Source organism: Microbulbifer bruguierae (assembly GCF_029869925.1).
Lineage (GTDB): Bacteria > Pseudomonadota > Gammaproteobacteria > Pseudomonadales > Cellvibrionaceae > Microbulbifer > Microbulbifer bruguierae.
Genome location: NZ_CP118605.1, coordinates 2,711,022 through 2,734,599, shown reverse-complemented (window position 1 = coordinate 2,734,599; position 23,578 = coordinate 2,711,022). Strand labels below are relative to the sequence as shown.

The 23,578-nt window shown below is 57.7% G+C and carries 20 protein-coding genes; 7 read left to right on the top strand and 13 right to left on the bottom strand.

Annotated elements, in window-relative coordinates; genetic code table 11:
• Positions 1–97: 97 nt before the first annotated feature.
• The 10 genes from PVT68_RS11395 to rpmH all read right to left on the bottom strand — a co-directional run bounded on the left by PVT68_RS11395 (position 98) and on the right by rpmH (position 10,272).
• Positions 98–580: an ATP synthase subunit I gene (locus tag PVT68_RS11395; RefSeq protein WP_280318139.1), complete on the bottom strand. Its 483-nt coding sequence runs from the start codon at positions 578–580 to the stop codon at positions 98–100.
• A 155-nt stretch (positions 581–735) separates the two neighbouring features.
• Complete coding sequence (locus PVT68_RS11390) at positions 736–1,644, bottom strand: ParB/RepB/Spo0J family partition protein (RefSeq protein WP_280318138.1); 909 nt, start codon at positions 1,642–1,644, stop codon at positions 736–738.
• An 18-nt stretch (positions 1,645–1,662) separates the two neighbouring features.
• Complete coding sequence (locus PVT68_RS11385; RefSeq protein ID WP_280318136.1) at positions 1,663–2,478, bottom strand: ParA family protein; 816 nt, start codon at positions 2,476–2,478, stop codon at positions 1,663–1,665.
• Between the two features lie 194 nt (positions 2,479–2,672).
• Positions 2,673–3,317: a 16S rRNA (guanine(527)-N(7))-methyltransferase RsmG gene (rsmG, locus tag PVT68_RS11380; protein WP_280318134.1), complete on the bottom strand. Its 645-nt coding sequence runs from the start codon at positions 3,315–3,317 to the stop codon at positions 2,673–2,675.
• A 199-nt stretch (positions 3,318–3,516) separates the two neighbouring features.
• Complete coding sequence (gene mnmG, locus PVT68_RS11375; RefSeq protein ID WP_280318132.1) at positions 3,517–5,406, bottom strand: tRNA uridine-5-carboxymethylaminomethyl(34) synthesis enzyme MnmG; 1,890 nt, start codon at positions 5,404–5,406, stop codon at positions 3,517–3,519.
• A 797-nt stretch (positions 5,407–6,203) separates the two neighbouring features.
• The gene (gene mnmE / locus PVT68_RS11370; protein ID WP_280318130.1) at positions 6,204–7,577 is read right to left on the bottom strand and encodes a tRNA uridine-5-carboxymethylaminomethyl(34) synthesis GTPase MnmE; all 1,374 of its coding nucleotides are present in this window, start codon (positions 7,575–7,577) and stop codon (positions 6,204–6,206) included.
• A 79-nt stretch (positions 7,578–7,656) separates the two neighbouring features.
• Positions 7,657–9,327 carry a membrane protein insertase YidC gene (yidC, locus tag PVT68_RS11365; RefSeq protein WP_280318128.1) on the bottom strand — a complete coding sequence of 557 codons (1,671 nt, stop codon included), beginning with the start codon at positions 9,325–9,327 and terminating at the stop codon, positions 7,657–7,659.
• A 1-nt stretch (position 9,328) separates the two neighbouring features.
• Positions 9,329–9,604, bottom strand: coding sequence for a membrane protein insertion efficiency factor YidD (yidD, locus tag PVT68_RS11360; protein WP_280318126.1), 276 nt, complete (start codon positions 9,602–9,604; stop codon positions 9,329–9,331).
• Positions 9,601–10,092, bottom strand: coding sequence for a ribonuclease P protein component (rnpA, locus tag PVT68_RS11355; protein ID WP_280318124.1), 492 nt, complete (start codon positions 10,090–10,092; stop codon positions 9,601–9,603). The genes yidD and rnpA overlap by 4 nt, the downstream gene beginning before the upstream one ends.
• A gap of 45 nt (positions 10,093–10,137) precedes the next feature.
• Positions 10,138–10,272 (bottom strand): 50S ribosomal protein L34, encoded by a 135-nt coding sequence (gene rpmH / locus PVT68_RS11350; RefSeq protein ID WP_105102590.1) that lies wholly within the window; start codon positions 10,270–10,272, stop codon positions 10,138–10,140.
• A gap of 546 nt (positions 10,273–10,818) precedes the next feature.
• On the opposite strand from rpmH, the gene dnaA reads away from it, so the two are divergent.
• From dnaA to gyrB, 4 genes are all read left to right on the top strand, one after another.
• The gene (gene dnaA, locus PVT68_RS11345) at positions 10,819–12,501 is read left to right on the top strand and encodes a chromosomal replication initiator protein DnaA (RefSeq protein ID WP_280318119.1); all 1,683 of its coding nucleotides are present in this window, start codon (positions 10,819–10,821) and stop codon (positions 12,499–12,501) included.
• Positions 12,502–12,586: 85 nt separating this feature from the next.
• Entirely contained in the window at positions 12,587–13,696 is a 1,110-nt protein-coding gene (gene dnaN / locus PVT68_RS11340; RefSeq protein WP_280318117.1) for a DNA polymerase III subunit beta, read from the top strand.
• 151 nt (positions 13,697–13,847) lie between these two features.
• Positions 13,848–14,954 carry a DNA replication/repair protein RecF gene (gene recF, locus PVT68_RS11335; RefSeq protein WP_280318115.1) on the top strand — a complete coding sequence of 369 codons (1,107 nt, stop codon included), beginning with the start codon at positions 13,848–13,850 and terminating at the stop codon, positions 14,952–14,954.
• A gap of 101 nt (positions 14,955–15,055) precedes the next feature.
• Complete coding sequence (gene gyrB, locus PVT68_RS11330) at positions 15,056–17,476, top strand: DNA topoisomerase (ATP-hydrolyzing) subunit B (protein WP_280318113.1); 2,421 nt, start codon at positions 15,056–15,058, stop codon at positions 17,474–17,476.
• 88 nt (positions 17,477–17,564) lie between these two features.
• Here gyrB and PVT68_RS11325 read toward each other — a convergent pair whose 3' ends face one another.
• Positions 17,565–18,053, bottom strand: a complete 489-nt coding sequence (locus PVT68_RS11325) for a GNAT family N-acetyltransferase (RefSeq protein ID WP_280318111.1) — start codon at positions 18,051–18,053, stop codon at positions 17,565–17,567.
• A 186-nt stretch (positions 18,054–18,239) separates the two neighbouring features.
• Here PVT68_RS11325 and PVT68_RS11320 point away from each other — a divergent pair, with 186 nt between their 5' ends.
• Positions 18,240–18,680 (top strand): DUF1330 domain-containing protein, encoded by a 441-nt coding sequence (locus PVT68_RS11320; RefSeq protein WP_280318109.1) that lies wholly within the window; start codon positions 18,240–18,242, stop codon positions 18,678–18,680.
• Between the two features lie 45 nt (positions 18,681–18,725).
• Here PVT68_RS11320 and PVT68_RS11315 read toward each other — a convergent pair whose 3' ends face one another.
• Positions 18,726–19,952 carry a class I SAM-dependent rRNA methyltransferase gene (locus PVT68_RS11315; protein WP_407666093.1) on the bottom strand — a complete coding sequence of 409 codons (1,227 nt, stop codon included), beginning with the start codon at positions 19,950–19,952 and terminating at the stop codon, positions 18,726–18,728.
• Positions 19,953–20,230: 278 nt separating this feature from the next.
• On the opposite strand from PVT68_RS11315, the gene rimO reads away from it, so the two are divergent.
• Positions 20,231–21,604: a 30S ribosomal protein S12 methylthiotransferase RimO gene (rimO, locus tag PVT68_RS11310; RefSeq protein ID WP_280318107.1), complete on the top strand. Its 1,374-nt coding sequence runs from the start codon at positions 20,231–20,233 to the stop codon at positions 21,602–21,604.
• 265 nt (positions 21,605–21,869) lie between these two features.
• On the top strand, positions 21,870–22,958 hold the full coding sequence (locus tag PVT68_RS11305) for a hypothetical protein (RefSeq protein ID WP_280318105.1): 1,089 nt from the start codon (positions 21,870–21,872) through the stop codon (positions 22,956–22,958).
• Between the two features lie 32 nt (positions 22,959–22,990).
• Here the strand turns inward: PVT68_RS11305 and gmhB are convergent, their stop codons facing one another.
• Positions 22,991–23,554 (bottom strand): D-glycero-beta-D-manno-heptose 1,7-bisphosphate 7-phosphatase, encoded by a 564-nt coding sequence (gene gmhB / locus PVT68_RS11300; RefSeq protein WP_280318104.1) that lies wholly within the window; start codon positions 23,552–23,554, stop codon positions 22,991–22,993.
• Positions 23,555–23,578 lie beyond the last annotated feature (24 nt).

Genomic DNA, 23,578 nt, shown 5'->3' with positions numbered 1-23,578 from the left:
CAACACGTTCTAAGATTAAAAACTTTTCTGGAACCCCCTGCCTGCGCGGCATTCACTATCCTGACGCAGCCACTCTTCAGGGGCTCCGGGGCCGCCGCTACTTCGTTGTATGCAGGCGCGCCACGAGAATCCATTGCAAAATCACGCACAAGCCGTAGCTGATAAACAGCGCCGCCGGATTCAGGGTTTTCACCATGGTAAACACCAGGGCAAACCCCACCAGGGTCATAGCGAACTTGCCGGTTTCGGCGCGGTAGAAACTCCCCACCGCGCGCTGGCTTGCGCGCGCTCCGCGTAACTTGCCGCGGTTCGGCCCCAAAAGCTCAAAGGCGCGCACACCGAAATACAAATTGGGCAGCACACACAGAAGGCTGCCGAGCAGGGCGGAGAGGGCAATCGTCCGCCCCAGAGTCACGTCGAGCGCGACCGCAACCAGCACTACAACGGCCAGCTGAATCAGCGAAATCTTGATTACCGGGGGATTGCGCATAGGCGGGAACAGACCGGCCAGATTTTGATCTCCGCCCAAAATTTGGGCGTGCGAATTATGTCGGAACGGGGCCGCCGATTCAACTGGCAAATCCCGTCAGATCCCATGTCTTTCGCGGGCTTTGGCCGCAGGAAGCCCTGAAAGTGAGCGCCCACTTGCTGTCGAGGTGGGCGCCATTTTGGTGCACTGGATTGATGCGGATATGACGAAACCGTTGCAAAGGCAACGAATCCCGGGGGTTTCGCTCAGTCTTCGCGGTAACCGAGGTGGGCGAGAATTCCGTCCAGTTCATCCAGACTGGTGTACTTGAGCACCAGCTTGCCAGCGCCTTTGTCGCCGTGGTCGATGGTAACCGGCACGCCAATTTTTTCTGCCAGACGCTCGCTCAGGCGGCGGATATTCGGATCCACCGCAGGTTTCGCTGCCGCTGGCTTACCCGCTTGCTCTTGAATGCGGCGCACCAGGGCCTCGGTCTGGCGCACCGTAAGACCTCGTTCAACCACCTGGCGAGCAGCCGCTTTCTGGTCTTCGCCGGCGAGTCCCAGCAGGGCCTTGGCATGGCCGGTCTCGATATCGCCGCGCTCGAGAAAGGTTCGCACCTCTTCGGTGAGGCTCAGCAGGCGCAGCAAGTTAGTCACCGCGGTACGGGATTTACCCACCGCTTCAGCAACCTGCTGCTGGGTCAATTCAAACTCGTCCTGCAGACGCTTGAGCGCCACCGCTTCCTCGACCGGATTGAGGTCTTCACGCTGGATATTCTCAATCAGCGCCATGGCGATGGCGGCTTCGTCGGGGACTTCTCGTATCAGAGCCGGGATTTTGTCCAGTTCCGCCAGCTGGGCAGCTCGCCAGCGTCGCTCACCGGCAATGATTTCGTACTTGTGCTGCCCGATCGGGCGCACCACGATCGGCTGCATGATGCCCTGGGCACGGATCGAATCCGCCAGCTCTTGTAGCGACTCCTGAGGAAAATCTCGGCGCGGCTGGTAGCGACCGCGCTGCAGGAATTCGATGGGTAGCTCTTTCAGCTCACCATCCACGCGCTCCGCGATATCGCCGTTGCGTTCACCGGTAGCCACCGCGATGGCTTCGCTGGCATTGTTGCTGATCAGATGGGAAAGTCCTTTCCCGAGGCCCTTGCGTTTCGCGGCCATAAGTCTCTTACCTCAGTCTCAAACCGCTTCCGCTACCGGGCGGGGACCACTATTGTGATTGTCGTGCTTGGCCGTACTTTCGCGACGGGTGATCTCGCCGGCAAGGGCGAGATAGGCGATGGCACCTTTGGAAGTGCGGTCGTATTCCAGCGCCGGCTTGCCGAAGCTGGGCGCTTCCGCCAGGCGCACATTGCGGGGAATGCACGTACGGTAGAGGCGGTCGCCGAAGTATTCATTGAGCTGATCGGACACATCGCCGGTAAGGCTGTTGCGCGGATCGTACATGGTGCGCAGTATGCCCTCGATCTTGAGACCCGGATTGGCGGCCTTCTGGATCTGGGTGATGGTATCAATCAGTGCCGACAGCCCCTCGAGTGCGTAATACTCACACTGCATGGGGATCAACACACTGCCAGCGGCACACAGTGCGTTGACGGTGAGCATGTTGAGAGACGGCGGGCAGTCGATGATGATGTAGTCATAATCGTCACTGATCTCCACCAGCGCCTGGCGCAGGCGGGATTCGCGACCGTCCATTTCCAGCAATTCCACCTCGGCGGCCGAGAGGTCGATGTTGGCCGGCATCAGGTCATAGCCACTGGAAGTCTGGACAATGGCCTTGCGCGGCGGCAGCAGGCTGGCAAGCACGTCATAACTCGATAGCTGCAGCTCACTCTTGTCGACACCGCTGCCCATGGTGGCGTTACCCTGGGGATCGAGGTCGATCAGCAACACCCGCCGCTTGCTGGCGACAAGGGAGGCCGACAGGTTGACGCAGGTGGTGGTTTTGCCAACGCCGCCTTTCTGGTTCGCTACCGCAAAAATCTTGCTCAAGGTTCTGATCCTGTTATTCCCGGGAGGGCAGCTTCCTCTGTCCTTCCGGGCTCGCCGCTAGGCCGGGTTCACCGGAAGACGCGGCAGCTAAGCGCACCCAGGGACGTTGGCCCGGTGCGCAGGTGTTGAATTCACGCCCTGTCTCGATGACGCCTGACTGTGCATTCCGCAGAAGCTGTCGGCGATTCGCCGGTTCACGCCTCGCGGGAAAGGACGATCAGGTGGCGCTCTGCATCGCAGCCCGGCACTTGCAGGGTGTGCAGCTCGACGACCTTAATCCCTTTTGGCAATGCACTCAACTCATCTTCCGGGATCTTGCCTTTCATCGCATAAAACCGCCCTCCAGGGGCAAGCAAGTGCTCACTGCCGCTCACCATATCCTGAAGCGAAGCAAAGGCTCTGGAGACCACACCGGCGTAGGGGGTCTCGGGCTTGTAGGCCTCCACCCGCTGGTTTACCACGTTGATATTGGCAAGCTTGAGCTGGCTGGCGACCTGGAACTGGAAACGGGATTTCTTGCCGTTGCTGTCAAGCAGGCTTATAGGCCTCTCAGGGTGCACGATGGCCAGGGGAATCCCCGGCAGACCGCCTCCAGAACCGACATCGATCAGGGGGGACTGGTCTTCGGCGCTGGTGCCGCACAGGTTTACCACGCTCAGGCTGTCGATGATATGGCGCTCGAGCATCTCCGCGGGATTGCGTACGGCGGAGAGGTTGTAGGCGGAGTTCCAGCGGGCAAACAGGTCCAGGTAGTCCAGCAGTTTGTCCTGCTGTTCCTCGGTCAGATCCAGGTTTAACTGTTCTGCGGCTTGGTTCAATCGGGAGCGGAAATGTTCCATTGGGATTTCGAGGTTCCAGGCCCTATAGATCGGGCTTCGTCGCTGGTTCTGTAGCGGCTCAGCTATGGGTGATGGTTTCCGAGACACGCCGTGAACCCATCCATGGGGGCTCTTCCGCGAGGTCCCTCTCGCGGAAGGTCTCGGAAACCATTACCGGCAGCTGAGCCTTCCGTTCAAATTTCAGTGGTCTGCCGCTGGCTCAGACTGCCTTCTTGCGAGTGAGCAAGCCGCGCTTCTTCAGCTGGATCAACAACAGCGAGACCGCTGCGGGGGTTACCCCGGGCACACGACCGGCGCGCGCTAGGGTGTCCGGGCGCGCGTCGGACAGTTTCTGGATCACCTCGTTGGAAAGCCCGGAAACCGCGGCATAATCAAAATCGACGGGCAAGGGCGTGTCTTCGTAGGCCTGCAGGCGCTCGATTTCATCCCGCTGGCGGTCGATATAACCAGCATATTTGACCGATATTTCAACCTGCTCCGCAACCTGCTCGTCCGTCACCGGCTCACCTCTGAGGCTCGCGACATCGGCGTACTCCAGCTCCGGGCGCTTCAACAGGTCTATCAGGCTGTATTCCCGACCCAGTGCCTGGGGCAATTTCTGCTCGACAATTTTGGCGGCGTCACTACCGGGCTGAATCCAGGTCTCTTTCAACCGCTGCTGTTCACGCTCGATGGTTTCGCGTTTCTCGCAGAACGCCTGCCAGCGTACATCGTCCACCAGCCCCAGCGCGCGACCGGTCTCGGTCAGGCGCAGGTCCGCGTTGTCTTCGCGCAGCAGCAGGCGATATTCCGCACGGCTGGTGAACATGCGGTAAGGCTCTTTGGTGCCACTGGTGATCAGGTCATCCACGAGCACGCCGAGATAGGCCTCGTCGCGGCGCGGGGACCAGGCGTCTTTGTCCTGGGCGAGCAGCGCAGCATTGGCGCCCGCCAGCAGTCCCTGGGCCGCTGCTTCTTCGTAGCCGGTGGTGCCATTGATCTGTCCGGCGAAGAACAACCCGGCAATGAATTTGGTTTCCAGCGACGGCAACAGGTCCCGCGGGTCGAAGAAATCGTACTCGATAGCGTAACCCGGGCGGGTGATATGCGCGTTTTCAAAGCCCTTGATGGAGCGCACGAGATTCATCTGCACGTCGAAGGGCAGGCTGGTGGAGATGCCATTGGGGTAGAGCTCGTGGGTGCTCAGGCCCTCTGGCTCGATAAAGATCTGGTGGCTGTTCTTGTCCGCGAAGCGGTGCACCTTGTCCTCGATGGACGGGCAATAGCGCGGGCCTATGCCCTCGATTACCCCGGAGTACATGGGCGATCGGTCCAGGCCGCCGTGGATGATCTCGTGAGTCCGCTCATTGGTGTGCGTGATCCAGCAACACACCTGGCGCGGGTGCTGGGCGCGATTGCCCAGGTAGGACATCACCGGCAGAGGCGCATCACCCCACTGCTCCTCAAGGCCGGAGAAATCCACCGAGCGCGCATCGATACGCGGCGGAGTACCGGTTTTCAGACGCTCCACACGGAACGGCAGCGCGCGCAGGCGCTCGGCCAGGGCAATGGAGGGGGGATCGCCGGCGCGGCCGCCAGAGTGGTTTTCCAGGCCGATATGGATACGCCCGCCAAGGAACGTACCCGCGGTGATCACCACCGTGTTGCCGCGGAAGCGGATGCCGGCATTGGTTATCACACCGCGGACACGGTCGTTTTCGACGATCAGATCGTCCGCAGCCTGCTGAAAGATATCCAGGTTCGGCTGGTTCTCGAGAATATTGCGAATCGCCGCCTTGTACAGCGCGCGGTCGGCTTGGGCGCGGGTGGCGCGGACCGCCGGTCCCTTGCGGGCATTCAGAACCCGGAACTGGATACCGCCGAGATCGGTGGCGGTGGCCATGGCGCCGCCCAGGGCATCCACCTCTTTGACCAGGTGGCTTTTGCCAATACCGCCGATGGCAGGGTTGCAGGACATCTGCCCCAGCGTCTCGATGTTGTGCGTCAGCAGCAGGGTGCGTACCCCCATGCGCGCAGCTGCCAGGCACGCTTCGGTACCGGCATGGCCGCCGCCTATGACGATGACATCGTACTGTGTGGGGTAGTCCATAAGATTCCAGCTCTGGGATAGCGACACGCAAATTTGGATTTTCGAGAGCAGCAGTACGCTGTGGCCTCGATGGGTAACCAGATGATATGGGTTACCTCAGTGGGACAAGTAAAAATTCGGCCGCACATTATAGGCACCTTACGCTGTGCAAAAAAGCGGCACAGTGAATTTTCCTTTCGATCTGTTTTCTTATTCATAAATAAAGTTATACATACCTAGGTATATGTATGTGTTTATATTTATTGTAATTATTAGGGGCGGCCATTTTATGTATAAGGATAAAAATCTCTTATAAAACAACATCTTATGATGATGACAACTGGTGCAGTAACCCCTGCATCGGAGCAGGGATAAGCGTTGTAGAGGGATGTGGACAGACGGGATAACTTTGGGCAGATATCCGTGATTGCCAACTTATCCCCGGCGCCGTACCCGGAATCCCCTGCTTTTCTCCCCCAGTTTATCCACACACCTTAAAAAGCAGGCACTTTCCTCGCTGTGTTGTGCATAACCATGTGGGTTTCCGGGATAACTAACTGTTAATGGGTGCCACACAGGGCGGCCATCTGGATAACCTTGTGGATTTGTGTGGGCAACTCCTGTGGTGTTGCGGGGGAGTGGATGTAGACGGTTTCAGCACGTGACAGTCGTTCTGGTGATCGCGTAATTGGTATCGCGTGACACAGGGGTAAGAGGTGTCTTATGAGGCGTTGTAGTCGGGCGTGGCCAGCGAGGCGGAAGGGGGCCGGTGCAGGTTTGTTTGGGGGTAGACCAAACGGTCCACCCCAAAGTGGGGATTACTTGCCGATGCAGAAGCTGCCGAAAATCTTCCCCAGCAGCTCGTCTGCGGACATGGCACCGGTAATTTCTCCCAGGGCCTGCTGGGCCTGGCGCAGATCTTCCGCCAAAAGCTCGCCTGCGCCGCTGGCGGTTAACTGCGCCTGGCCTTCGAGGATGTAGGCGCGGGCTCTGGCCAGCGCGTCGAGATGGCGCCGGCGTGCGCTAAAGCTTCCCTCGGTACCGGCCTGATATCCCATACATTGTTTCAGGTGCTGTTGCAGTGCTTCGATTCCCGCACCGGTCTTGGCGCTGATGGCAACCGTTGGCACGCCGTCACTGTGCGCCTGCAGGCCTGGCGTGTAGTCCGTCAGATCGATCTTGTTCACCACCAGGGTGAGCTTCTCCAGGTCCGGTAGCTGACGGGTGAAGTCCGGCCAGGCGGCGTCTGGATCCAGGCTGTGCAGCTCGGCGGCATCCACCACCAGCAGTACTCTGTCCGCATGGCGTATTTCCTCCCAGGCCCGCTGCATACCAATCTGCTCCACCTGGTCCGGTGATTCCCGCAATCCCGCGGTATCGGCGATATGCAGCGGCATTCCCTCGATATGAATGTGCTCTCGCAGTACGTCCCGGGTGGTGCCCGCGATATCGGTGACGATGGCGGTGTCTTTGCCGGCGAGTGCATTGAGCAGGCTGGACTTGCCGGCGTTGGGTTTACCGGCAATCGCCACCTGCATCCCCTCGCGCATGATGGTTCCCTGGCGGGCCTGGGCTTCCACCCGGTCCAGTTGTACAAGGAGCGCTTCAATATCTGCCGCCACCTTGCCGTCAGCGAGGAAATCGATTTCCTCTTCCGGAAAATCAATCGATGCTTCGACGTAGATGCGCAAATGGGTAAGTTGAGTGGCTAATTCTTCGATTTTTTCGGAAAAAACACCCTGTAGGGAGCGCAGTGCGTTTTGCGCCGCCTGAGCGCTGCCGGCGTCAATCAGGTCCGCAATCGCCTCGGCCTGGGCCAGATCCAGCTTGTCGTTGAGAAACGCGCGCTCGGAAAATTCTCCGGGTCGGGCCTGGCGTGCACCCATGTTCAGCAGGGCGGAAATCAGCGTGTCCAGAATCACCGGGCCACCGTGACCCTGCAATTCCACCACGTCTTCACCGGTAAACGAGTTGGGCCCTGGGAAGTACAGCGCCAGCCCCTGATCCAGGAGTTGCCCGGCGTGGGTGAAGTCGCAGTAGTGGGCAAAGCGGGGTTTGAAGGTTTTGCCACACAGCTGCTCGCCGATTTCCCGGGCCCGTGGGCCGGACAGGCGGATCACACCAATGCCCCCGCGCCCGGGCGGGGTGGCAACGGCGGCGATGGTGTCTTTGTTGAGGCTTTGCTGGGACATGTTCTGAGTTTATCCAAAAGTCAGATAGAAGAAGGGCCGCTTGTTGCGGCCCTGGGGAATCTTCCTGAAATGAAGTGATTTACTTGCTCGCCGCCTCAACCTGCTTGTTGATAAACCACGTCTGTGCAATCGAGATCAGGTTGTTCGCGATCCAGTAGAGTACCAGGCCAGCCGGGAACCACAGGAAGAAGAAGGTCATCATGACCGGCATCAGCTGCATGATCTTCGCCTGGGTTGGGTCGGTGGGCTGCGGATTCAGCTTCTGCATAAACCACATACTCGCCCCCATGATCACCGGCAGGATGAAGTAGGGGTCTTTTACCGACAGGTCATGGATCCAGCCGATCCAGGGTGCATGACGCAGTTCAACCGTCTCCATCAGCATCCAGTACAGACCGATAAAGACCGGCATCTGCAGCAACAGTGGCAGACAGCCGCCCACCGGATTGATCTTCTCCCGGCGGTACAGCTTCATGGTTTCTTCCGCCAGCTTCTGGCGGTTGTCCTTGTACTGCTCCTGCAGTTTCTTCATCTGCGGAGCAAACTTGCGCATACGCGCCATGGACCGGAGGCCTGCGGCGGACAGCGGGAACAGTAGCGCCTTGATGAACACGGTCAGCAGAATGATTGACCAGCCCCAGTTATCCACAATGTGTTCGTGGATCCAGTTGAGCACCCGGAACATCGGCTTCGCCAGCCACCACAGCCACCCGTAATCGACGGTCAGGTCCAGATAGGGGGAAATTTCCTCCAGGCGGTAGACGTCCTTGGGGCCAACGTAAAAGGAGGCTTCAACGGTACCCTGCTGACCCGGCTCGACGCGCAGCTGGGGGCTGGTAAAGCCCATGTTGTACAGGCCGTTGCCGGCGGAGCGAAGCTCAAAAGTATTCTGTTCCTGCTGATTCGGAACCCAGGCGCTCAGGAAATAATGCTGCACCATGGCGACCCAGCCGCCCTCAATCGTCTCGGTGGTGGGTTTCTTGGTGATGTCCTCGAAATCCTGCTTGTAGTAATTCTCTTCGCTGGTATGCAGGGCTGCGCCGAGGAATGGCGATACGCCGATGCCCACGTCGACCGGCGGCTCAAGGCTGTCCCGAACGATCTCACCACAGATGCCGGCGAGCAGAGGTTTGCTGCGGCCGTTGTCCACAAGATAGGAGACCTTCACCAGGTAATCACCGCGGGTGAACGTGAAGCGCTTGGTGAAGCTGATGTCGTTTTGCGTCTGCTTCAGGTCCACGGTGAGTGTGTCCTTGCCTTCCTGCAGCGCGTATTCGGAGGCATCGCTGCTGAACAGCGGGCGTCCGGCAGTACAGCTACCGTTACCGCCAACCAGGCCACTTTTGGCGATGTAGGTATGGCTGCGGGTTTGGTTAAGCAGGATCAGCGGTCGGTCCGGCGTGTTGAGCTTTTCGTAATACTTGCGCAGCGCGACTTTAACGATGTCACCGCCATTGGGGTCGATCAGCAGGCTCAGGGTATCGGTATTTACCGCGATCAGTTTCGCCTGCACACCAGCGCCAACTTCCGGCACGGAGTTACCTTCCGGCAGAGCACCGCCGGTACCACTGGTGGTGATCGTCGGGGATTGGCTGCTGGGCAGAGTGTCGGTAGCGTCTGCCTGGTGGCGCACTACGGTTTTCTGATCCAGAGCGGGGGTGTGCTGTTCCTTGAAATCGTTCCACTGGTAAACCAGCGCCAGTAGAACTGCGGCGATTCCGCCGACCAGCGTATAGCGTTGCCAATCCATTCTATTTGTTAGCCTTGTTGCAGGGCGGTGTTTGTTCTGCCGCCGTGGTTTTTTGTTGGTGCGGTGCGGAGGGAACATAATCCAGCCCCCCCGGGTGCCAAGGGTGGCATTTTATAAGCCGACGCACGGTTAAATAACCCCCTTTACAGAATCCGTGGGTATTTAGTGCATCTTCGGCATAGCGGGAGCAAGTGGGATAAAAGCGACACTGGTTGCCCACCCAGGGACTGGCAATCAGTCTGTAGAGGTGGATCAACTTGATCGCTAGCCAGGTCACTGGGTGCCTCCAGGCTGTTCGGGGGTTGGCTGAGGGGCCGGTGCCGGAGACGTCTTCTTTTTGTCCCGGCGGGCCTTGCCGCGGGATGGCTGGGGTGGCCTCGCATTTTCCGGTTGCGGGTTGCGGGCCCGCTGATCCAGTTTTCGCCACAGCTTGTTGAAGATTTTGCCCAGCGCGGCATTGTCCAGTTCGCCGGCACCGCCACGGGCGAGAACTACAGCGTCCAACGGAAAGAGTTCATGCTGGCGCAGACGAAAGGTTTCCCGCGCAATACGCTTGATGCGATTGCGGTCGCAGGCGTTGCGAACGTGTTTTTTGGCAATAACCAGACCGAGTCTCGGATGATCGAGATCGTTGGGGCGGGCGAGGATCAGGAATTGGGGCTGTGCTGCGCGTACGGGAGCACAGTCAAAAACGGCGCGATATTGCGCCGCATTGAGCAGCCGCAGCGGCTTGGCGAAGGCGAAGTCGCTGCGTGGGCACTGCATAAGGATTCAGATGCGGTATTTAAGCTTGCTCGCGGAGCGGCAATCTTAGGCGCACAGAACCTTGCGGCCTTTGGCGCGACGACGAGCCAGTACTTTACGGCCGTTCTTGGTGGCCATACGAGCACGGAAACCGTGGGTGCGCTTGCGCTTCAAGTTGCTGGGCTGAAATGTACGTTTCATGTTGTTACTACCTGGAGGTTGGTCCCGGAGTTAATGTCCTGGATGTTTGCGTAATCTGGACCGCGTGCGGCAATAGCCCGTTGCGGTGTGCCCTTTGGGCAGACTTCGGAGCGGGCTATGCGCTGCGAAGGCGGCGGATTGTATAGAAAGAAACCAGCTAAAGCAATGCAATCGGTGGATTGTGATGCAGGAAATGCCCCTTTATCTGATTGGGTTTGGTTGCTTCCTTTATAAGGTACGGAAGCTGGAAGTTGGCAACACTTTCGTAAACTGTTGTTAATACGTGGGTATTCGTGACGGTTCACCGGTTTACCCCAAGATATCCACAGCTGCTTGTGGATAATCCATTGTGGTTATCCGCACCGCTTGCTCGCTTTTTGTTCAAGTGTTTGAAATTGCAAGGCTTTCTGTCGAAAAAGTTGTCCCCATTTTCTGAAAAATTGTGGATAACCCAGGGTGCAACCGATATACTGTCGGCCACTTTTTCGGGGGTGGTTGCGGTTTTTTGCGCAATTTTTGCACTCCGATTCATCGTTAGGGGGTTCCTTGTCTGATTCCGTCTGGAAGCAGTGTGCTGCCTGTTTACAGGATGAGCTGCCGCCGCAGCAGTTCAATACCTGGATTCGGCCGCTGCGCGTCAGCGACGACAGTTCCGAGGCGGAGCTGCGTCTGGTGGCGCCAAATCGCTTTATCCTCAACTGGGTGAGCGATAAGTTTCTTGATCGCATTCGCGAGCTTACCCAGCAATTTGCCGGGCGTGCCCTGTTGGTTGAAGTGATTGCGCTGGATCGTCGCGCGTCCCGTTTTCGCCGCAATCTGGGTGCGGTCGATCAGTCTGGAGGAGCTTTCTCGCCTGAAGGGCCTGGCTATACGGGTTATGGCAATGGGCGCAGTGATTACGCTGCACCCGCGGCGGCATCGCAGCGTGGTCACGGTGGTGGCAATTCCTTTTCATCTTCGCATGCATCCTATCCCGTGTCGGGCAATGGCTTTGGCGGTGGTATGGGCGGCTCTGGTGGATCGATTTCCGCAGAAGTCCGGAACGAAGTGCGTAATCTCGCCGCAGAAGAGGCGGGCGTTGATTCGCTGACGCCCGCAGAGCGCCTTCCTGCAGATTTACAGACCGGTAGTGATGTGGTCTCGACGCCGATGCAGACAATTCTGCCCGTGCCACAGCGCAAGGTTGAGGTGGAGGGGGCGATCAAGCATGGCAGCTCCCTCAATCGCGGCTTCACGTTTGCTTCTTTTGTAGAGGGCAAGTCCAACCAGTTGGGATTGGCCGCTGCGCAGCAGATTTCCGATAACCCGGGTGGCGCTTACAATCCACTATTCATCTATGGCGGTGTGGGCCTGGGTAAAACCCACCTGATGCACGCGGTGGGCAACGCGCTGGTGGATCGTAACCCCAACGCGAAGGTGGTGTATCTGCACTCCGAGCGCTTTGTGGCGGATATGGTCAAGGCGTTGCAGCTAAACGCGATCAGCGACTTCAAGCGCTATTACCGTTCGGTAGACGCACTGTTGATCGACGATATCCAGTTCTTTGCCGGCAAGGAGCGCTCCCAGGAAGAGTTCTTCCATACCTTCAATGCACTGCTGGAAGGCGGGCAGCAGATCATCCTCACCTGTGACCGCTATCCCAAGGAAATCGATGGACTCGAGGAGCGGCTCAAATCCCGTTTCGGCTGGGGGCTCACGGTGGCCGTTGAGCCGCCGGAGCTGGAAACCCGGGTCGCCATCCTGATGAAAAAAGCGGAGCAGGTGGGTGTCGATTTACCTCATGATTCCGCTTTCTTTATCGCTCAGCGGATCCGTTCCAACGTGCGGGAACTTGAGGGTGCGCTGCGCCGGGTGATCGCGAATGCCCAGTTCACCGGTCGCGCGATTGACGATATTCTGGTACGCGAGGCACTAAAAGACCTGCTCGCCCTGCAGGACCGGTTGGTGAGTATCGATAATATTCAGCGGGTAACGGCAGAGTATTACAAGATCAAAGTGGCGGACCTGCTCTCCAAGCGGCGCAGCCGCTCTGTGGCGCGGCCGCGACAGGTGGCGATGGCGTTGGCGAAAGAGTTGACCAACCACAGTCTGCCGGAAATCGGTGATGCCTTTGGTGGTCGGGACCACACTACCGTGTTGCACGCGTGCCGCAAGATTAAGGAGCTGCAGGAGTCTGATGGTGATATTCGCGAAGATGTTCGCCTGTTGACCCGCTCCCTCACTACCTGATTAACGAAACTTTGTATTGGCTTCTGCGGGTAGCGGGGGCCGTTGCTAAACGATTAAAGACCAGAACAAGATCAAGGCAATAATTATGAAATTTAGCGTAAGCCGTGATGCCCTGTTGAAGCCACTGCAGCTGGTTGCCGGCGTGGTGGAAAAACGTCAGACATTACCGGTACTGGCTAACGTGCTCCTGCAGCTTCAGGGGCAGGAGCTTTCGCTGACCGGCACCGATCTGGAAGTGGAGATTGTCGGTCGTCTACCGCTTGAGCAACCGGTAGAAATGGAAGGCGAGGTTACGGTTCCGGCGCGCAAGCTGCTGGACATCTGTCGCTCGCTGCCAGATGGCGCCGAACTCAAGTTCGAGCGCGACGGCGAGCGCCTGGTATTGCGCAGTGGTCGCAGCCGCTTTCAGTTGTCGACACTGCCGGCCAGTGATTTCCCCAATCAGGATGAAACCACCGCGCAGAGCCGTTTTTCCATTTCCCAGCGGGAGATTCGTCGCCTGATCGAGGCCACCGGCTTTGCCATGGCGCAGCAGGATGTGCGTTATTACCTGAACGGCCTGCTGCTTGAATGTCGTCCGCAGCAATTGCGTGCGGTAGCCACCGATGGCCACCGGCTGGCGCTTTGCGATCGCGATGCGCCGGGGTTGAATGTAGAAGCGCCGGTTCAGGCCATCGTGCCCCGCAAGGGCGTACTGGAGCTGGCCAGACTGCTGGAGGATACTGATACCAGTGCCGAGGTGGTCCTGGGTAACAACCACATTCGTGTGAACAGTGGCCCCTTCACGTTTACCTCCAAGCTGGTGGATGGCAAGTTCCCGGATTATGAGCGGGTATTGCCAAGGGGCGCGGGCAATGAAATTTTTGCCGACCGATTGGCTCTGCGGCAGGCGTTTCAGCGTGCTGCTATCCTGTCCAATGAAAAATACCGCGGCGTGCGTCTGCAGGTCTCCGAGGGTTTGCTGCAGATCGTGGCCAATAACCCGGAACAGGAAGAAGCGGAAGAGCAGCTGGTTGTGGATTATCACGGAGAGCCACTGGAAATCGGTTTCAACGTCGGGTATCTGCTGGACGTAACCGGTGCTATTCACAGCGATCAGATCCGTATTGGCCTGGGTGATGCCAACAGCAGTGCGCTGCTGCAGCAACCAGAGAACGGAGACTCTGTCTACGTCATCATGCCTATGCGGCTCTGATGACGCCAATGGGTGTTTTTCTGGCTGGCTGGCGGCTGTTTGTGCTGATTTTTCGCAATAATCGAGCCGCCTACAGGCCTGGATTTAAAACCGCCGCCCCGTAAGGGTGGCGGTTTTTTTATGTCGAATTCTTGTAGATCAGGGGTTGCCAATGGCATTGAGCCGGTTGGTGCTGAGTAACTTTCGTAATATTTCTGCCGCAGATCTGCAGCTCGCACCGGCGGTGAATCTGTTTTGTGGTGCCAACGGTGAGGGTAAGACTTCATTGCTGGAGGCGGTTCATATGCTTGCCAGTGGTCGTTCATTCCGTTCCCGGCAGGCGCAAGCGGTCATCACTCATGGCGCTGACGCGCTCGCAGTTTTCGGACGGCTTTACAGTGGCGTGACCATGGGTGTGGAGAAACGTCGAGATGGTCAGGGGCGTATCCGGATCAACCAGTCACCGGCAGAAACCAGCTCACAGCTGGCGGCCTGCCTGCCGCTACAGGTTATCGACAGCGAAAGTTTTGCGGCATTGGATGGTGGTCCCGGCGTGCGCCGGCAGTTGCTGGATTGGACAGTGTTCCACGTGGAACATTCGTTTGCTTTGCACTGGAAGGTGTACCAAAGCGCATTGAAGCAGCGCAATGCACTGCTTCGTCGTGGTAAAATCGACACCAATTTGCTTGCCCCCTGGGACCAGCAGTTGGTTGCCAGTGGAGAGCAGGTAGACGGTCTTCGCCGTGGTGTATTTGACCGTCTGGCCGATCTATTTCGCGAGCGCCTGGAGGACCTTCCTGGGGCCGTATTTGGCGATCTCGAACTGCATTATCGCAGTGGTTGGAAAAAGGGTACCGGTTTACAGGCTGCCTTGTCCGAGTCTTTGTCCGGGGATGTTGCGCAGGGATTTACGCGGTCCGGGCCGCACCGTGCAGATCTGCGATTCGTGATTCATGGTCAGCCAGCGCATGCGGTTCTTTCGCGGGGGCAGCAAAAAATGGCCGTCTGCGCATTGCGAACGGCGATGGCGGCGGTAGTAGTCAGCGGTGACAACAAGCCGGTTTTTCTTGTCGATGACCTGCCTGCAGAGCTCGATCAGCACAATCAGCAGCTGTTCGCCCGCTGGGTAAGTGATTGTGCCAGCCAGGTGCTGGTAACCGGGATTGAGGCTCAGGTGACGGTGCAGCCTTGGCTAGCGTTGCCGCCCCCCTGGGATACCCCAAAAATGTTCCACGTGGAACATGGAAAGATACGAACAGTAGATGATCTGACGGAATAAACGGATTCGGCGTGACTTGGGGACTGCGGACCTTGAGACTCACCTGAGAGAATATTTAAGACTGAATGGCCTGGCAGTGCCGGCGTTAATGGAGCAACAGAATGTCGCAAGAGAATAACTACGATTCCAGTAGCATCAAGGTGCTGAAAGGCCTGGATGCGGTGCGCAAGCGCCCGGGAATGTATATCGGCGATACCGATGACGGCACTGGCCTCCACCATATGGTGTTTGAGGTCGTGGACAACTCCATTGATGAGGCCCTGGCGGGACACTGCGACGAAATTCGCGTGATTATCCATCCGGACGAATCCGTCAGCGTTTCAGACAACGGTCGTGGAATTCCTACGGAACTGCATCCGGAGGAGGGGGTTTCCGCCGCGGAAGTGATCATGACTGTACTCCATGCCGGTGGTAAGTTTGATGACAATACCTATAAGGTGTCTGGTGGCCTGCATGGGGTGGGCGTATCGGTAGTGAACGCCCTGTCCGCAGATCTCAAGCTGACCATTCGTCGCGGCGGCAAGATCCATGAGCAAGTCTATCGGCACGGTGTGCCTCAGGCGCCACTGGCGGTCGTTGGGGACAGCGAGAGCACCGGTACCACCGTTCACTTTAAGCCTTCCGCGGAAACCTTCTCCAATATCGAGTTCCACTTCGAGCAACTGGCCAAACGCTTGCGTGAGCTTTCCTTCCTGAACTCCGGCGTCCGTATCGTGCTGCGGGATGAGCGCAGTGGCAAAGAGGAAGTGTACGAATACGAGGGCGGTCTGCGTGCATTTGTGGAATTCCTGAATCAGAACAAGACCCCTATCAACAAGGTTCTCCATTTCCAGAATCAGCGCGAAGACGGTATCTCCGTCGAAGTTGCCCTGCAGTGGAATGATTCCTTCCAGGAAAATATTTTCTGTTATACCAACAATATCCCCCAGCGCGATGGTGGTACCCACCTGGCAGGATTCCGCGCCGCGTTGACCCGGGGTTTGAACAACTACATCGAAAAAGAGGGTGTTGGTAAAAAAGACAAGGTTGCCACGACCGGCGACGATGCCCGTGAGGGCCTGACCGCGATTATTTCAGTCAAGGTCCCGGATCCCAAATTCTCTTCCCAGACCAAAGACAAGCTGGTTTCCTCAGAAGTGAAGGCTGCGGTGGAGCAGGAGATGGGGCAGTCGTTTAACGACTATCTGCTGGAAAATCCCCAGGAAGCGAAGGCGGTTGTCGGCAAGATGATCGATGCCGCGCGCGCCCGTGAAGCCGCGCGCAAAGCCCGTGAGATGACCCGCCGCAAGGGCGCCCTGGACATTGCCGGACTGCCTGGCAAGCTGGCGGACTGCCAGCAGAAGGATCCCGCGCTGTCCGAACTTTACCTGGTGGAGGGTGACTCCGCCGGTGGTTCCGCCAAGCAGGGGCGTGATCGCCGCACCCAGGCGATTCTACCGCTGAAGGGTAAGATCCTGAACGTGGAAAAGGCCCGTTTCGACAAAATGCTGTCCAGTGCCGAAGTGGGCACACTGATTACCGCGCTGGGCTGTGGCATCGGCAAAAGCGAGTTCAATCCGGACAAGTTGCGCTATCACTCCATCATTATCATGACGGATGCTGACGTCGACGGTGCCCACATTCGTACACTGCTGCTGACTTTCTTCTTCCGGCAGATGCCTGAGCTGATCGAGCGCGGACATATTTATATCGCCCAGCCACCCCTGTACAAGATTGGCAAAGGCAAGCAGGAGCAGTACCTGAAGGATGAGGCGGCACTGACGCAGTTCCTGACCAATGCTGCCCTGGAAAGCGCCACGCTGTTCGTCAATCCGGAAGCGCCGGGCCTTTCCGGCACCGCACTGGAATCTCTGGTCAAAGAGTACCGCTCGGTAATGGCGACCATTGATCGCCTGTCCCGCCTGTACCCACAGGAAGTGCTGCAGAGCATGGTTTACCTGCCCGCTGTGAAGCCGGAGGAGCTGCAGTCAGAGGTCGGGATACAACAGTGGACCCAACAGCTGCAGGAGCTCCTGGAGCGTCAGGGAGAGGGTGGTGGTCGCCGCCATCAGGTCTCGGTGACCCTGGATACTGAACGCAATCTGTACCTGCCTACGGTGGATATCGTTGCCCACGGTGTCAGCAGTAAATACACCGTCAGCCATGAATTCTTCGAATCCGCTGAGTACCGGGCCATCTGCCAGCTGGGCGAAAAAATGCAGGATCTGCTGGAAGAGGGCGCCTATATCCAGCGCGGTGAAAAGCAGCAGCCGGTCACCAGCTTCCCGGAAGCCCTGTTCTGGCTGATGAGCGAGAGCCGCCGCGGGTACAGTATCCAGCGCTATAAAGGATTGGGTGAAATGAACCCGGAGCAGTTGTGGGATACCACCATGAATCCGGAAACCCGTCGTATGCTGCAGGTAACCGTGGAGGATGCCATTGCTGCCGACCAGATCTTTACCTGCCTCATGGGGGACCAGGTCGAGCCGCGCCGGGAGTTTATCGAGAGCAATGCCTTGGCGGTGGAAAACCTGGACGTGTAACCCGGTTTTCTGTCTGCGCTGAAAAACCCGGTGGGTCTTGGCCTATCGGGTTTTTTTATACCTGAAAATTGGGTGGCAATGGTGCAGGTCAGGCGACCGCAGGAATGGAAATCTTACAGTTCATCCATATTTCGTGCTGTCCTGCATCTGTGCTGAAGCGGCGCTCGGTTTCCGTGAACCCGTGCTGCTGCAGGAAATAGCGGCCGTGCAGGTTTTCCTCGAGTACCCGGGTTTCCAACTGTAGCCGCCCGAACTTGGCCTGCGCCATCAGTTCACTGCCCACGCCACAGCGCTGTACTGCGGGAGAAACAAAAATGGTTTGGATCAGAACGTTGTCAGTAATGGTCACCATTCCTTCCGCGATATTGCTTCCGGCGCGGGTATATACCCAGTGGTTGCTACCTGTTGATTCACCCAACAGCCGCTGGTTTCGGCACTGGGTCACCAGCTGCCGACGAAACGCGCGGCCCTGTAGTGTCCAGAACCTGACTGGCAGGCTGGGGTGGCTGCCGCAGGCCAGATGCAGCCACAACTGTGAAAGGCGCTCGATATCTGCTTCCTGAAGCGGTCTCAGCATGGGTACTCCGCAGTGTTCACGGACAAGGAATCGTAGCTTGCCGGCGATCTACCCCCAAACCCGGATCGTGAAGCAGCGTACTTGTTGAACCCGAAGTCCGGGGTTATGGCCAACGCAGTGAGCCGGTGTAACCATCTTGAAGCAACCACAGTCCCCGCCCCTGATGGAGAGAATGGATACAACGACATGACGCATACGCAAGAAGATGAAAGCTATTTGCACCCTAAGCCGGAGGCTGATGAAGTGCTACGTGCTTCGGAGGCCGATGGCCCGGTGGTGATGTTGAACCTGTTGCGCTTTCGCGAAATTGCCGACTACCGGGGGAATCCGGATCTCGCGCCCGACGTGCCTGTGTCAGGTGCAGTGGCCTACAAACGCTATATGGCGCACAGTGGTCCGATTCTGGCGCGGTATGGTGGCGAAGTGATTTTTATGGGGGAGGGGGGCGCGATGTATATCGGCCCCGATAATGAGCATTGGCACCTGATGATGCTGGTGCGGTACCCATCCCGCCAGGATTTTCTCGCCTTCACCAGTGATGCAGAGTATCTGGCGGGGCTGGGGCACCGGGTCGCCGCGCTGGCGGATTCGCGGTTGCTGCCCCTGAACCCGAAGCTGGGTCAGTAGCAACTCGGGTTAATAGCAACTCAGGTTTATAGAATCAGCGTCAGGTCAGAAATTGCCACCTGCTGCCAGATGGACAAAGTGCGCCTTGAGGTAGCGGGTTTCCGGAATCGCCGGATGTACCGGATGATCGGCGCCCTGGCCGCCGCTGCCGAGAATACTGATATTTTTGTCCAGGTGACGACCCGCACCGCGCAGGATCTCGAGCAGTGTGTCGGATTCCAGATGCATGGAGCAGGAAGCACTCACTAACAAGCCGTTCTTCTCCAGCAGGCGCAGCGCGAGTTCGTTAATGTGGCGGTAAGCGGCCTCCCCGGATTTCTGGTCCTTGCGGCGCTTGATGAATGCCGGTGGGTCCAGAACGATGGCGTCGAACCGCTGGCCCTCGGCGATGAGCTGTTTCATGGCATCCACTGCCTTGCCCTGGATGGTTACCAGGTCATCCTTGCGGCCATTTAGTGCCGCATTTTCCTCACACCAGTCCAGTGCCTGGCCGGAGGCATCCACACAGGTAACCTGCGCTGCCCCGTTAGCAAGTGCTTGCACACCCCAGCCACCGGCGTAGCTGAAGAGGTCCAGGACGTTCAGTCCGTTTACCCACTGATTGAGACGGGCACGGTTGTCGCGGTGGTCGTAGAACCAGCCGGTCTTTTGGCCCTGGTACACCGGTGCCAGCAGCGCTACTCCGTTTTCCTCGAAGGGCACCATCTGCGGTACGTCTCCGTGCGCCACCTCGCATACTTCCGGCAGTTCCTCCACCTTGCGACCCTGGTGATCGTTGCGCAGCAGGATGCCTTTTGGGTTAACCAGTGCCACCAGTGCGTCGACAATATTGCCGAGCATGCGCTCCATGCCCCAGCTGCTGACCTGTACCACCAGGTAATCCCCGAAGCGGTCCACCACCAGGCCGGGCAAACCGTCGGAATCACCGTAGACCATGCGGTAGCTGGGATGGGGGAAGTAGCGCTGACGCAACGCCAGCGCTGCTTCCAGGCGGCGCTTGAGTTGCTTGGCGGTAAAGGGATCCTTACGGGATACCAGACGCCCGCAGATCAGCTGGTTGGGATTCACCAGCGCGTAACCCAGACCCTTGCCACTACTGTCTAAAATCTCGCACTGCTCCCCGGGTTCCAGACCCTTGAGCGGGCTGCGCTTGGTATCCACCTCATTGCTGTAGATCCACAGATGGCCCATCTTGAGGCGGCGTTCGGCACGGGGATTCAGTATCAGTTGGTTCACGGCGAGGGCTCCGGTGGTTAAGGCGGGGGGCGCCATTGTTGTTATCCGAACCGGGGAACACAAGTAGCAATTGCACCGTCGGTCGGGTATTCATGACTGCGCGTACCTGAAGAGACTATCCCCGCGCTATCCCCGCGCTATCCCCGCAACGATAACCCCTATAAAAAAGAACCATAGACCCGCATCCGCCGTTTTCCCCCGATTGCAGAGATGTCGCGCGACGGCGCGCTATGCAAGGCCACGGCCTGCCGTTAGAATTGCCCGCTTTTTAAACAATGTTGTCGGCTGCCAAATGGCACCGCTAGAGGACGCTCATGAGCAGTGCAGATAAATCAGTGACTGGTGGCGCGACCGTCGTAGAGCCGGGGAAAACCGGACCGGGTAAAGTGGGTTTCGTATCCCTCGGCTGCCCCAAGGCGACGGTGGACTCCGAGCGCATCCTTACCCAGCTGCGCATGGAAGGTTACGAGGTGGTGCCCTCCTACGAAGACGCCGATGTGGTGGTGGTAAATACCTGCGGCTTTATCGACAGTGCGAAGCAGGAGTCCCTCGATGCGATCGGTGAGGCGCTGCACGAAAACGGCAAGGTGATCGTCACCGGCTGCATGGGTGTGGAAGAAGACACCATTCGCCAGGCGCACCCCAGTGTGTTGTCCGTTACCGGACCGCAACAGTACGAGCAGGTGGTGAACGCAGTACACGAGGTGGTGGCGCCGAAGACCGATCACGACCCGTTTATTGATCTGGTACCGCCCCAGGGCGTGAAGCTGACGCCGCGCCACTATGCCTATCTGAAAATTTCCGAGGGCTGTAATCACTCCTGTGCGTTCTGCATCATCCCGAGCATGCGCGGCAAACTCGTGAGTCGTCCGGTGGGTGAAGTACTGGGCGAGGCCGAGCGTCTGGTTAACGCCGGTGTGCAGGAGCTGCTGGTCATTTCCCAGGACACCAGCGCCTACGGCGTGGACCTGAAATACAAGCTGGATTTCTGGGATGGGCGTCCGGTGAAGACCCGTATGCTGGAGTTGTGCGAGGCGCTGTCTTCCATGGGCGTATGGGTGCGCCTGCACTATGTATATCCGTATCCGAACGTGGACGATGTGATCCCACTGATGGCCGAAGGCAAACTGCTGCCCTATCTGGATATTCCGTTCCAGCACGCCAGCCCGAAGGTGCTCAAGGCCATGAAGCGCCCGGCGTTTGAAGACAAGACGTTGGCGCGGATCAAAAAATGGCGCGAGATCTGCCCGGAACTCACTATCCGCTCCACCTTTATCGTCGGTTTCCCCGGCGAGACCGAGGAAGATTTCCAGTACCTGCTGGACTGGCTGAGTGAGGCCCAGCTGGACCGGGTTGGCTGCTTCAAATACTCCGCGGTAGACGGTGCTCCGGCCAATGAACTGGAAGGCGCAGTTCCCGAAGACGTCAAACAGGCGCGCTGGGAGCGCTTTATGGCCCACCAGCAGCAGATCAGTGCCGCGCGCCTGCAGCAGAAAATCGGCCGCAAGATCGAAGTGCTGATCGACGAAGTAGACGAGGAAGGCGCTATTGGCCGCTCCTGGGCAGACGCCCCGGAAATTGATGGCATGGTATACCTGAACGGCGAGACATCACTGGCTCCGGGCGACAAGGTATGGGCCGAAGTCACCCACGCCGATGAATACGATCTGTGGGCCGAGCTGTTATAACCTCAGCATACAGCCCGAAAAGAAGAAGCCCGGAGATCGCACGATCTCCGGGCTTTTTTTATGGCTCGGGTGCGGCTTAAAGGGTGTCGATCATCGATGCGCTCTTGGCGAGCGCTTGGCGAGAGAGCCTCTCCCATTTCCGCAAAAAGTAGTCCGCCCATTTCGTCGTACCATCGACCTCAGATCCGGAAAACCGATCAACCAGCCAATCCTTGTGGACTAAAGTAGATGCGACGACCCCAATCAGTGTGACAGGAAACCGGTGATGAATCCCCGAATAGCCCTCATGATACTGTTGACGATGTGGATAAATGCGTCGGCATTTGCCGGAACAATTATCGATCGAAGAAATCACGAGGTATACATCGGCGACCTGAACGACGATGGTCGCGCAGATCTGTATATCCGGCAGTTTGATGTGGAATTTGTACTGGAAGGTCAGGGCGATGAGATCTATGAAACCACCATGCAATCCATGGTGCTGATACAGGGTGAAGATGGAAATTTCCACGCAACGGCGGATCTGGCCGAATGGCAGTGGCAAAGCCTGAAAACCTGGCAAAAAACCACCATTCATATGACGTCCCTCGACTTCAATGAAAACGGGTTGTTTGACTATCTGCTGAAAGACATCGACAACTTTATCGAGGGTGCTCCCAATCAGCTATTGATCGCAAAGGCGGACGGTCCGGGATTACCGTCCAAAATCATTCCATTCAACAAAGGTGTCCGAAGATTTTTTGCTGAGTACTACGCAGCAAATTATGACGAAAGTTACTTCCACCAGTACGGCCTACCGGTTTTCGAAACAGTGTCGATGAAGGAAGTCTTCCGTATCCCGATCACCTGCGGCAATTCGGCAACGAATATGGAGCCTGAGTTGAGAGCGTTGACGGCCGATCTTACGGACAGGCCCAGCATCGATAAACTCCTTGAGCAGGAAGTAACCTCCTGCGTAGCGACACTCGGCGTGACTGCAGAAATTGATTACCGTGAAAAAGAAATTGCATGGCAAGAAAGGAAACAGATCGGTGTGGACACATCCATGTTCAGCCGCGACGCGATGGACTTGTCCATGGTATTGAATACTGCAACCAAAAAGTGGTCATTCGAAAAGGAAGATCCGGATCGCCTGATTGTAAAAATGATTCTGGAACGCGTCTTCGGTATAAAAATGCTGGAAGGTCCCCAGCAGGGAACAACAGAAGAACTCATCGGGATCAACACCACATTGGGTTATCTGGGCCGAATATACAAATTTACCGAATCGGTCGGGTTCTATGAGTGCCCATGGGAATACAAGGGGCAACTGGTGAACAGGTGCTACCAGGAAAAAATAGCCGCTGATAAATAAATGAATGAAAACAGAAGGGGGAGGGAACGAGGCTAAATTTTCGGCGAATGCTCGAGAATGAACGCGGCAAACTCAGCGAGGTCTGACATCAGCAGGGTTTCTGACAGCATTGGATCGGGCTCGCGGATAATTCCGGCGAGCGTTGTTTCACCCAGCCCGGTTTTTACCAGCACGGGTTTACACCCTTTTGCCACGGCGCATTGCAGATCCGGGATTCGGTCGCCGACAAAATAGCAGTCGTGCAGGCTGGTATCGAACTCGGCCTCAATGGCGTCCAACAGACCGGTTTTCGGTTTGCGGCAGCGACAGTTGTCTTCGTCGCTGTGGGGACAGTAAAAAATCGCGGCTATCTCGCCGCCCGCATCTTCCACCAGCGCGCGCATTTTTGCGTGCATGGCTTCCAGGTCGTCGAGATCGAAATGGCCGAGAGCAAGGCCGCTCTGGTTGGTAGCGATGACCAGCTGGTGGCCGGCCTGGCTGAGTTGTGCCATGGCTTCGATACTGCCGGCGATAGGAATCCATTCCTCGGCACTGCGGACGTGGTACTCCGAGTGCTGATTGATGACGCCGTCGCGGTCGAGAATGATGATGGCCATGGGATTGTGTTGCTCAAAAGGTAA